This window comes from Enterobacteriaceae endosymbiont of Donacia piscatrix, assembly GCF_012569525.1.
Classification (GTDB): domain Bacteria; phylum Pseudomonadota; class Gammaproteobacteria; order Enterobacterales; family Enterobacteriaceae.
Genome location: NZ_CP046200.1, coordinates 305714 through 308767, shown reverse-complemented (window position 1 = coordinate 308767; position 3054 = coordinate 305714). Strand labels below are relative to the sequence as shown.

At 21.2% G+C, this 3054-nt stretch carries 2 protein-coding genes; both read left to right on the top strand.

Annotation, left to right across the window (positions count from 1 at the left end; translation table 11 throughout):
• Positions 1–1041 (top strand): polyribonucleotide nucleotidyltransferase (gene pnp / locus GJT96_RS02405; protein WP_247646078.1); only part of this gene is annotated, 1041 nt, incomplete at its 5' end.
• Between the two features lie 261 nt (positions 1042–1302).
• The gene (locus GJT96_RS01550; RefSeq protein ID WP_169780467.1) at positions 1303–3006 is read left to right on the top strand and encodes a DEAD/DEAH box helicase; all 1704 of its coding nucleotides are present in this window, start codon (positions 1303–1305) and stop codon (positions 3004–3006) included.
• Positions 3007–3054 lie beyond the last annotated feature (48 nt).

Below are 3054 nucleotides of genomic sequence, written 5' to 3'. Positions count from 1 at the left end.
CTAGTTACAGCTACATTAGGAACAACTAGAGATGCTCAAACATTAGATGATTTAATAAATAATAAAACAGACAATTTTTTATTCCATTATAATTTTCCTTCCTACTCTGTTGGTGAAATTGGTATATTAGGATCTCCTAAAAGACGTGAAATAGGTCATGGTAATTTAGCTAAAAAATCTTTAATACCAATTATGCCTGATATTAATCAATTTCCTTATACTATTCGTATAGTATCTGAAATCACAGAATCTAACGGTTCTTCTTCTATGGCTTCTGTTTGTGGTGCTTCTTTAGCTATGATGGATGCAGGTATCCCTATAAAAAATGCTGTAGCTGGTATAGCAATGGGATTAATTAAAGAAAAGAATAATTTTATAATATTATCAGATATTTTAGGTGATGAAGATCATTTAGGTGATATGGATTTTAAAGTTGCAGGTACTGATAATGGAATTACAGCATTACAAATGGATATGAAAATAGAAGGAATAACTTATAAAATTATAAAATTAGCTTTATTTCAAGCAAAATTAGCTAGATTACATATTTTAAAAGTAATGAAACAAGCTATTTCTAATCCGAGAAGAAATATTTCAGAATTTGCACCAAGAATTCATACATTAAAAATTAATCCAGAAAAAATTAAAGATATGATAGGTAAAGGTGGATCTGTTATTAGAGCTTTAACTGAAGAAACTGATACAATTATTGAAATAGAAGATAACGGAATTGTTAAAATTGCAGCTAAAAATAATGAAAAAATAAAATTTGCAATTCGTCGTATAAAAGAAATTACAGATGATCTTATTGTTGGACAAAATTATACTGGTAAAGTTATACGCATTGTTGATTTTGGTGCTTTTATTTCTCTAAATAATGGAAAAGAGGGATTAGTTCATATTTCTCAAATTACTAATAAACATGTTAGTAAAGTAAGTGATTATTTACAAATTTTACAAAATGTATTAGTTAAAGTTATGGAAATTGATAAACAAGGAAGAATAAGATTAAGTATAAAAGCTGCTATAAATAAAATTTAGTATATAAAATACTTCCAAAAACTATATGAATTAGTTTAATAAACTTTTTATTTAAAAAAATAAATTTTATAAATATATTAGTTTATAAAAAATAATTATTAAATTATAATTTATATTAAATGATTTAAATATTTGTAATTATGTTTTTGATAATAATTAAACATAATTACAATTTAAATGTTAATTTTCTAATCTTTATTATCTACTAATTATAAATTGACTATTAATTTTTAAATTATATTTACAAGGAATATATATTACATGACGAATATTACTTTTTTTAATTTTGGTTTAAATGAATTTCTTTTAAAAGCTTTACATGATATAGGATATTTAAATCCTTCCCCTATACAAAAAAAATGTATTCCGCATTTATTATTAAAAAGAGATGTTTTAGGAATAGCTCAAACAGGTAGTGGTAAAACAGCAGCATTTATATTACCTTTATTAAATAATATAAATTTATCTATAAAAAAAACACAAATATTAATTTTGACACCAACAAGAGAATTAGCAATACAAGTATCAGAAACAGTTTCTTTATTTTCAAAATATATAAAAAGTATTAATGTTTTAGCTTTATACGGAGGACAACCATATCAAATACAATTAAAAAAATTACGTTTAGGAACACAAATTATTATAGCTACTCCAGGTCGTTTATTAGATCATATTAAAAGAAAAACTGTTAATTTATCTCAATTAACTAGTTTAGTAATAGATGAAGCAGATGAAATGTTAAGAATGGGTTTTATTGAAGATGTTGAAAAAATATTAACAACTATACCGAAAAAACATCAAACTTCATTATTTTCAGCAACAATGCCACAAAAAATTAAAAATATTACTAAAAAATTCATGATTAATCCCTATGAAATTACTATAAAAACGAATATTAAAACTATACCAGATATAAAACAAACATATTGGTTTATATATGGTAAAAAAATAGATGCCTTAATGAAATTTTTAGAAACTGAAAATTATGATGCAGTTTTAATTTTTGTAAAAACTAAAACTTCAACAATAGAAATCGCCGATATATTAAAACAGTATGATTATAATGGTGCTGCATTAAATGGGGATATGAATCAGAGAAATAGGGAACAAACATTAGAAAAATTTAGAAATGGTAACTTAGATATTTTAATTGCGACTGATATTGCTGCAAGAGGATTAGATGTAGATAGAATTGATTTAGTTATAAATTATGATATACCGATGGACATTGATTCTTATATTCATCGTATTGGAAGAACAGGACGTGCAGGAAGACAAGGTAAATCTTTAACATTTATAGAATATAGAGAAAAAAGATTTCTTAAAATTATTCAATATAAAATAAAATGTAACATTCATGAAGTTTTTTTACCTAATTCTAATCTTTTATGTCAAAAAAGATTAGAAAAATTTATTTTTAAAATAAAAAAAGAAATAAATTTTTTAAAAAAAACAGATTTAATTCAATATCGAAATATTATATCAACAATAATAACTAAAAATAAAATAGATCAAGAAATTTTAATGATAATTCTATTAAAATTATCTCAGGTTAAAAAACCTTTAATATTACCTCCAGATCTTAATATAACTAATATTAAGAAAAGATTTTATAAAAAAAATTTTTTTATTAAAAAAAAATATATTAAAAAATACAAAAAATATTCTAATAAAATGGATATTTATCGTATAAATATAGGTAAAAAAGATAAAATTGAAATACGTCATATAGTAGGAGCTACTATTAATGAATTTCAAATAAATAGTAAAAATATAGGAAATATAAAATTATTTTTTGATCATTCTATTATTGAATTATCTTCTTCAATTAGAAAAAATTTGTTACAACATTCTAAAAATATTAAAATTTTTAATAAAAATATTTATTTTGAACTAATAAATAAACCTAAAAAATTTTATAAAAATATAAAATTAAATTTTAAAAACAAATATATTATAAAATAATAATTAAAAGTTATTTTTATAAATAAATAAAATTTATAAATAAATAAA

Excerpts from the sequence above, each read along its gene's own strand:
- GJT96_RS01550 (WP_169780467.1), top strand. The coding sequence starts at position 1,303 with ATGACGAATATTACTTTTTTTAATTTTGGTTTAAATGAATTTCTTTTA.